Annotated in this window: 7 protein-coding genes; 6 read left to right on the forward strand and 1 reads right to left on the reverse strand. The window is 40.3% G+C overall.

What is annotated here, in order from left to right; genetic code table 11:
* The 4 genes from AC1DPQ_RS10190 to AC1DPQ_RS10205 all read left to right on the forward strand — a co-directional run.
* On the forward strand, positions 1 to 818 hold an 818-nt coding region (locus AC1DPQ_RS10190), incomplete at its 5' end, for a helix-turn-helix domain-containing protein (protein ID WP_477609110.1).
* A 434-nt stretch (positions 819 to 1,252) separates the two neighbouring features.
* Entirely contained in the window at positions 1,253 to 2,314 is a 1,062-nt protein-coding gene (locus AC1DPQ_RS10195) for a sensor histidine kinase (RefSeq protein WP_477579691.1), read from the forward strand.
* A complete protein-coding gene (locus AC1DPQ_RS10200) occupies positions 2,311 to 3,003 on the forward strand; it encodes a LytR/AlgR family response regulator transcription factor (protein WP_477579689.1) in 693 nt (230 codons plus the stop codon). Before AC1DPQ_RS10195 ends, AC1DPQ_RS10200 begins: the two co-directional genes overlap by 4 nt.
* 17 nt (positions 3,004 to 3,020) lie before the next feature.
* Positions 3,021 to 4,778: a CocE/NonD family hydrolase gene (locus AC1DPQ_RS10205; protein ID WP_477579688.1), complete on the forward strand. Its 1,758-nt coding sequence runs from the start codon at positions 3,021 to 3,023 to the stop codon at positions 4,776 to 4,778.
* Between the two features lie 207 nt (positions 4,779 to 4,985).
* Here AC1DPQ_RS10205 and AC1DPQ_RS10210 read toward each other — a convergent pair whose 3' ends face one another.
* A complete protein-coding gene (locus tag AC1DPQ_RS10210; protein ID WP_477579687.1) occupies positions 4,986 to 5,771 on the reverse strand; it encodes a helix-turn-helix domain-containing protein in 786 nt (261 codons plus the stop codon).
* Positions 5,772 to 5,867: 96 nt separating this feature from the next.
* Here AC1DPQ_RS10210 and AC1DPQ_RS10215 point away from each other — a divergent pair, with 96 nt between their 5' ends.
* Together AC1DPQ_RS10215 and AC1DPQ_RS10220 are read left to right on the forward strand one after the other, a co-directional pair.
* Positions 5,868 to 6,926 (forward strand): SDR family oxidoreductase, encoded by a 1,059-nt coding sequence (locus AC1DPQ_RS10215; RefSeq protein ID WP_477609112.1) that lies wholly within the window; start codon positions 5,868 to 5,870, stop codon positions 6,924 to 6,926.
* A gap of 288 nt (positions 6,927 to 7,214) precedes the next feature.
* The coding region (locus tag AC1DPQ_RS10220; protein ID WP_477609114.1) for a SulP family inorganic anion transporter at positions 7,215 to 8,540 on the forward strand (1,326 nt) is incomplete at its 3' end.

An 8,540-nucleotide genomic window follows, 5' to 3' on the forward strand; every position in this document is an offset into this window, starting at 1 on the left:
GCATTTACAAATGCGACCATAGGTGTACCATGGGCGACCGGGAGTTTACGAGCGATTTCTATATGATCGGTTTTAAAAAGATTATTGCAGGACAAATCCTTTATGGACGTACAAAATACGACCACGAGAGCGGTTCGATGATGTTCTTTAAACCCAATCAGGTAATCGAAATGAAAAACCTGGAGATGGAGGAGGATGGTTTTTTGATTTTTATTCATGAAGATTTTTTGAATGGACATATGTTGCATGATACCATTAAAAAATACCACTACTTCGATTACGAAACTAACGAAGCGCTACATCTCTCGCCCAGTGAAGAAAGCACAGTATGGGAGCTGTATCATAAAATTGAAACCGAATACCGAAACAACCAGGATGAATATAGTCGCGAATTGATTTTGGCCAACGTAGATACTTTGCTTAAGTACAGTCAACGTTTTTACAAAAGGCAATTTCTTAACCGTACAGAAATTTCGGGCAAAACAGTAACCCGGTTTAATGAAGAAATAAATAAATACGTTGCCAATGGATTATTGGCTACTAAAGGTTTGCCATCAGTGCATGATATGGCAGCGCGTTTAAACATTTCGGCAGGTTATTTAACAGATGTTTTAAAACAGGAAAGTGGAAAAACGGCTTTAGAACATATCCATATTTACCTGATATCTGAAGCAAAAAACCGTTTGATCGGTGAAAATAGATCGGTTTCGGAGATTGCTTATGCATTGGGATTTGAGAACCTTTCTTATTTCTCGCGTTTATTTAAAAAAGAGGTTGGTATTAGTCCGAATACATTTAAAAAGCAGTTGGTAAATTGATGTTTTCGTACTATTGTTAGTCAGGATTTGCAATCCAGACCCCGAGTGCTACGGATTTGCAATCCGTTTTTAGCTATTTATTTGTTCCGCAGATATAGAGGATTGGCGCAGAATCAATTCCGTTATCCATCTATTACGTTTTCCATCCTCTAACCACCAAGGCACGAAGCTGAGTTTGTTTGTTTTGCATAATAGACTTCGGACCTCTGACTGCAGACTTCGGACTAGCCTCATCTCCATCCTATATTTTCTTCCTATAAACCACTAAGGCACAGCGCGCATAAAGGCATATTTGTTTCTTTGCACGATAGACTCTGGACTTCTGACCCGACTCCTGACTAAAAGAACCACTCATCCCCGAAAATCCTACGCTCCTGTACTTTATCTTTTTTCTTAAAATTAGTTTTCGTTGCTTTGTTTGGAACAGAAAATTTTTGGAAAAGAAACCCTACATATCGCTTTATTGGAAATGTCAGCTAATTGGCTGGTGTGTGGCCGCTTTGTATTGGGCATTTCAAGGTTGGTCTGCAGCTGGTAATTTCAGATTCGATATGGCTGTTGTACAGTTTGTTTCGGATGTGGTCATGTACATTTTGATTACCCATTTGTACCGTAATTTTGCAAATAAAAACCATTGGCATGACCTGGCGCTTCAGAAACTGATCTGGCGGATGCTGATCGTTATTCCGGTAATGGGTATTTTTTATACCATAATTACGGTTAGTAAGTTGTACCTGGTGAGATTACTGTTTCTAAGTCACCCACACCAGTCGTTTGCTGATTTTTTTAGTTTAAATGCAGTAGGTATTTTTGTTGCTGGTATCCGCTTAATGGCCATATGGCTTTTAGCCTATCACCTTTACCACTACGCAAAACGGGAAATGCGGTTATCAGTAGAAAATGCCAGATTGGAGCTTAGCTTTAAACAGTCGCAACTGGATAATCTTTCTGCTCAGTTAAATCCCCATTTTTTGTTCAATGCACTCAATAACATAAAATCTTTGGTATATACCCGGCCCGATGCAGCGGGTAGGGCAATCGATCTGCTAAGCGAACTGTTGCGCAGTGGATTGTATAAAGGCAGCGCCATGCTGATCAGGTTAAATGAAGAAATAGACCTGGTGAAAGATTACCTGGAGTTAGAAGGTTTGAGGATGGAAGAAAGATTACAATACGATTTGGATATCGATATTTCGCTCTCTGCGCTGATGGTGCCACGCTTATGCATTCAAACATTGGTAGAAAATGCGGTAAAACATGGAGTTGCATTAGAAAAGCAGGGTGGGAAGATTGAGGTAATAATTAACGAACAGAATGGATTGGTAAGCATCCGTGTTTTAAACCCTGGCAAGTTGGAACCAAATAAAACGGTGGCAGGCATAGGACTGCAGAACCTGAAAGAACGGCTCGATCTCAGTTACCAGCACCATGCATCTTTCAGCCTGTATGAAATGGAGCAAAAGGTTTGCGCCGAAATTAAAATCCCAATCAGATGAGCAACATTAGAACACTGATTATTGACGATGAACGTGGCGCAAGGCAGGAACTGATAAGGATGTTAAAAAGCTATCCGCAGGTTACGGTATTGGGTGAGGCTGCCAATGCTGATGAAGCCGAGCAACTTATCGGACTTTTAAAGCCCGACCTGATTTTTTTGGATATACAGATGCCTGGCCGTTCGGGTTTCGACCTGTTGGAGAATTTGGTACATGTGCCGCAGGTGATTTTTGTAACCGCTTTCGACAGTTATGCGTTGCAGGCTTTTGAAGTAAGCGCCATGGATTACCTGATGAAGCCCATACGGGAGGAACGCTTTAAAAGTGCAATGGATAAAGCCATAGAAAAGATCGGTGCGAATAATGGAGCCGTTGTTTTTATAAAGGATAGGAGCAAACACCACCTCATTAAATGGAAAGATGTGCATCTGATCGAGTCGGTAGAGAATTACGCCAGGCTCTTTTTCGGGCAAGAACAGGTATTGCTCAAAACCTCATTAAACAAACTCGAAGATAACCCCGATTGTGAAAGATTTTTTAGAGCCGGCAGAAGTATATTATTTAACCTCGACTACATCAGTTCGGTAAAAAAAGATGATGAGGGGATGTTTGTAGAACTTAAAACGGGAAATTTAATCAGAATATCAGAACGGCAGGCTGTTAAATTACGGAGCCTCATTAAAACATAAATTATAATTTTTTGATCATGAAAATAAACTTAGTAAAACTGGGTATGGCTGCGCTATGCCTCGTAATGGGCATTGAAACCTTTGCACAGCAAAAACTAACCTTACCCGATACCACTAATTATATCATCAACGATAGCGTGATGATTAAAACAAAATACGGCATTACTTTATCTGCTGTAGTGGTGAGGAAAAAAGGTATGCGACAGAAATTACCTGCCGCACTCTTTTATTTTATCTATTCCAACACCAATAGAAGTTTGATGGAAGCCAAATACGCTGCCGATCATGGTTATGTAGGCATTGTTGCTGATGCCAGAGGGAAACGGCTCAGTCCCGATAGGCCCGAACCTTATGAGCATGAAGCACAGGATGTGAATGCGGTTATCGATTGGATCATCAATCAATCATGGAGCGATGGCAGGGTTGGCATGTATGGAGGAAGTTATTCTGGTTTTGCACAATGGGCTGCCACCAAGCACCTGCATCCGGCACTTAAAACCATTGTACCTTATGTAGCTGCAATTCCAGGGCTTGGCTTACCCATGGAAAATAATGTTTTTTTAGCAGCCAATTATCAATGGGCATTTTACATCACCAATAACAAATACACGGATGATGCTGTGAATAACGACAATGCCCGTTGGCGCAGGATGCGGAATAACTGGTGGGAAAGTGGGGCTGCTTACAATAAGATCGACAGCATTGACGGCACACCAAATCCATTATTGCAGAAGTGGCTTAGTCACCCCGATTACGATGCCTACTGGCAGTCGATGGTGCCTTATGGTAAAGAATTTAAACACATTAATATTCCAGTACTTAGTATTACCGGCTACTATGATGATGGACAGGTTTCGGCATTGGAATACCTGCGCGAACATTATAAGTATAACCCCTCGGCCGAACATTATTTAATTATAGGCCCTTATGATCATTTTGGATCGCAGATAGGTGGAGTAGCCAAGCTGAGGGACTATGAGGTAGATTCAATAGCACTAATCAATACCCGCGAAATCACTTTCCAATGGCTCGATTATATTCTTAAAGGCGGAAAGAAACCCACACTGATAAAAGATAAGATCAATTATGAGGTCATGGGCGCAAATAAGTGGAAGCATGCTCCTTCATTGGCAAAAATGGAAGATCACCGTATCCGGTTTTATCTGGATAGTATAAACGGAACGATGCTGTTATCGCAGCAAAAGCCAGCTGAACAAGTTTTTATGCATCAACAGGTTGATCTGGCAGACAGAACCACATTCTACAATGATTATTACCCTGATCCGATCATCAAAAAAGAAATCGACAGATCCAATGGACTGTTTTTTATTACGAAGCCATTTAATAAAGCCGTTTCAGTATCAGGTGCGCTAGAGGGACAGCTTAAAGCCATCATCAATAAAAAGGATATGGACGTAGGCCTGGTTCTTTATGAAGTTACGCCCTCAGGCGAATATTTTCAGCTCTCTTATTATTTAGGAAGAGCCAGTTACGCATACGATATGAGTAAAAGAAACTTGCTTAAACCTGGGAAGTTAGAAACCATACCTTTTTATAGATCGAGAGTATTCAGTAAGCAGCTGCAAAAAGGGAGCAGATTGCTTTTAATGCTCAATATTGATAAAAATCCTTTTGCACAGATCAATTATGGAACCGGTAAGGATGTGAGTAAAGAAACCATAAAAGATACAGGCGCTCCACTCAAAATTAAATGGTCTACACAGAGTTTTATTGAGCTTGGTTTTTCGGTAGATGAAAAAAGTTTGTTTAAATAATGTAGCGGGTCTGGATTTGCAATCCAGACCTAAATGCTAAGGGTTTACAATTCGTTTTTAATTATTTATTCCACAGATCTAGAAGATGAACGCAGAACCAATTCCATCACCCATCTTACATTTTCCATCCAATAACCAAGGCACGAAGCACACAAAGGCATGTTTCTTCTGCAGCATAGACTTCAAACTAATCCATCTTACATACTTTCAGACTTTTCGCATCAGTTTACTTACGTGGCTTTCGTCAACAAGGCCAAATTCTTCCGCAATTTGTTTCAATCCAAATCTTCCGCTTTCTATTCGCTGTTGAATTAAATTCTGACGATAATTGTGGATATACTGGCGTAAGGTTATACCTGTATTTCTTTTAAAATAGGGCCCTATATAGTCTTCTGAAAGGTTAAAATGTGCCGCCATTACATTCGCTTTTAAATTTTTAGGCTGGTAAATGTATTTGTGCAGGTAACAGAAGATGGCTTGGATGTCTTTCGAGCGTTGCGCGCTATTTTTGATTTCGGGCATATTGCGCTGCATAATATCAGAAAGCACTAAGATCTGGGTCCAGATTAAAGCTTCATTTTGCAACATGTTTATATTGAGCGATAAGATAAGTGCAATGATGTTTTCAACAATCAACTGATCGTTTGCCGTAAAGTTAAAGCCTGTAAAATGTGTTTCACGGCTTTTGATCAGGTATTCCAGGTATTGCAAGCCCGTTGAGTTAACCTCTTTTTGATGAATGAATATATCGGTAAACTTTATATAAATGAAATGAGTTTTTTCTTCAATTTCGAAACGATGATCATCATCCGGACCAATTAAGAAGAGATTTCCTTTTTCGTAAGCAATGGAGATTTCGTTAATGATATGCTGGCCAGATCCTTTTTTAATGTAAATCAGTTCATAATGGTTGTGCCGATGTAAGGGGTGCTGCCACTTGCTTACTTCAAATTCTGAAATAACAATAGGTTGAAATTGGATGTATCGCTTCATGATAGATTTATACAAAAATATCATACTATTTTACAAAAACATATCTGTGGTTTGTCAGGATCTTTGCGTTATGTGAATCAATTTAAATTAAAAGAGATGAATAACAGTAAAACAGCGTTGGTTGTGGGTGCAAATGGGGTAATTGGCAGTAATTTAATCAGCCACTTAGAAAATCTTGGTGATTGGGATATTATCGGTTTATCGCGTCGGGGTGGGCTGGATAAAGATAAAACGAGGTACATTTCTGTAGACCTGCTGGACCCAGAGGACAGCAAGAAGCAATTGAGCCTCTTAACTAAAGTAACACATGTTTTTTATGCCGCATATCAGGATAAACCTACATGGGCGGAGTTGGTAGTATCTAATTTGGCGATGCTTGTGAATGTGGTTAATGCCATTGAAGGTACTGCAAAAGACTTACAGCACATCAGTTTAATGCAGGGCTATAAAGTATACGGAGCGCATTACGGCCCTTTTAAAACACCGGCAAAAGAAAGCGACGGTGGACATATGCCCCCGGAATTTAATGTAGATCAGCAACAGTTTCTTGAAGCACAGCAAAAGGGAAAAAAATGGAGCTGGTCTGCACTCCGGCCATCTGTGGTTGCGGGTACGGCATTGGGTAATCCAATGAATTTGGTTTCTGTAATTGCAGTTTATGCATCCATATCGAAAGAACTAGGTCTGCCTTTGCGTTTTCCTGGCAAATTAGGAGCATATGATAAGCTTTTAGACATTACAGATGCTGGATTATTGGCAAAAGCAACGGTATGGGCGGCCACCAACCCGGCATGTGCCAATCAAGCTTTTAATATAACCAATGGTGATTTGGTCCGATGGAACGATCTTTGGCCTAAAATTGCAGCTTATTTTAAAATGGATACTGCCTCTCCACTTCAAATGCCTTTGCAAACCGTAATGGCTGATAAATCGGCTTTGTGGACACAACTGCAGGAAAAACATAACCTAGTCAAACACAGTTATGGAGAAGTATCTTCATGGGCCTTTGGCGACTTTGTTTTTTCTTGGGATTACGATTTCTTCTCAGACGGTACCAAAGCAAGACGATTGGGCTTCCATGAGTATATCGATACTGAAAAAATGTTTTTTGATCTGTTTGACGAACTTAAACGCAAAAAAGTTATCCCGAGTTAGTTTTCTAATCTTTACCGTTGATCTGGATTTGCAATCCGTTTTTTTGTTATTTATTTGTCCCGCAGATGTCGAAAATGAGCGCAAAATTAATTCCATCATCCAACTTACATTTTCTGTCTTTTAGCCAGGTTGATCAGATTTGCAATCCGAACCCAGGTGCTATAGATTTGCAATCCCTTTATAAATATTTATTAGTCCCGCTGATACTAAACTTATTCAGCGCCGATATTTATTATAGCACTAATGTTCCCATAATTTAGATATTTGCAACTGCTAATAATTTAAATGATGAAACCTTACCTGCAACTTTTCGATTTTTCTAAGAAAATAAATTATAAAACTGAAATTCTTGCGGGTTTAACGGTGGCCATGACGATGATCCCCGAATCGTTATCATTTGCTATTCTTGCAGGTTTCCCTCCTTTAACAGGTTTATACGCCGCCTTCATTATGGGGTTGGTTACGGCTGTTTTAGGTGGCAGGCCAGGTTTGGTTTCGGGTGGGGCAGGTGCAACAGTGATTGTGCTCATCGCCTTAATGAAAACCCAGGGTATAGAATTTGTTTTTGCGGCAGTGGCTTTAGCAGGTGTAATCCAGATTATGGTGGGACTGTTTAGACTTGGGAAATTCGTCAGACTGGTTCCGCAGCCCGTAATGTTTGGCTTTGTTAACGGTTTGGCGGTTATTATTTTCATGTCGCAGCTGGAACAGTTCAAAACCCTTGTTAACGGCAGAATAGAATGGTTGAGCGGTACCCCTTTATATATCATGTTGGCTTTGGTATTACTCACCGTTGCAATAGTGATCATTCTCCCTAAAATAACCAAGGCCATTCCATCCTCGCTGGTGGCTATTATTGTGGTTTTTCTTATCGTTTTATGTTTTGGAATTGATACCAAACTGGTTAAACATATTGCTTCAGTAAATGGCGGGTTTCCTCCATTTCATATTCCAAAAGTGCCGTTGAATCTGGATATGCTGAAGATCATTTTTCCTTATTCGCTCATTATGGCAGGTGTGGGCTTAACGGAGGGCCTGCTTACTTTGAACCTGGTTGATGAAATTACAGAAACCAAAGGCGATAGGAACAGAGAGAGTATTGCTCAAGGAATTGCCAATATTGCAAACGGCTTTTTTACTGGCATGGGCGGCTGCCCAATGATTGCCCAAACACTGGTTAATCTTTCGGCAGGTGCGAGGGCAAGGTTATCGGGCATTATTGCTGCCTTAACTATATTGGTTATTATTTTGGTAGGCGCTCCGGTAATAGATCGCGTACCCATGGCGGCTTTGGTTGGTGTAATGATGATGGTAGCCATTGGCACCTTTGAATGGATGAGCTTTAAAGTGATTAATAAAATGCCTTCGCAGGATATTATCATTGGGATTCTGGTGGCTGTAATTACAGTTTGGCTGCATAACCTGGCACTTGCGGTATTAATAGGTGTAATTATTTCGGCACTTGTTTTCGCCTGGGAAAGTTCTAAACGGATACGTGCCAGTAAACATATCGATGCCAGTGGTGTAAAAACCTACGAAATATTTGGCCCCTTGTTTTTTGGATCTATTGCCAATTTTAATGAGCTGTTTGATGTAGCTCATGATCCTCAGCAT

Source organism: Pedobacter sp. 01T416_2, from assembly GCF_056398925.1.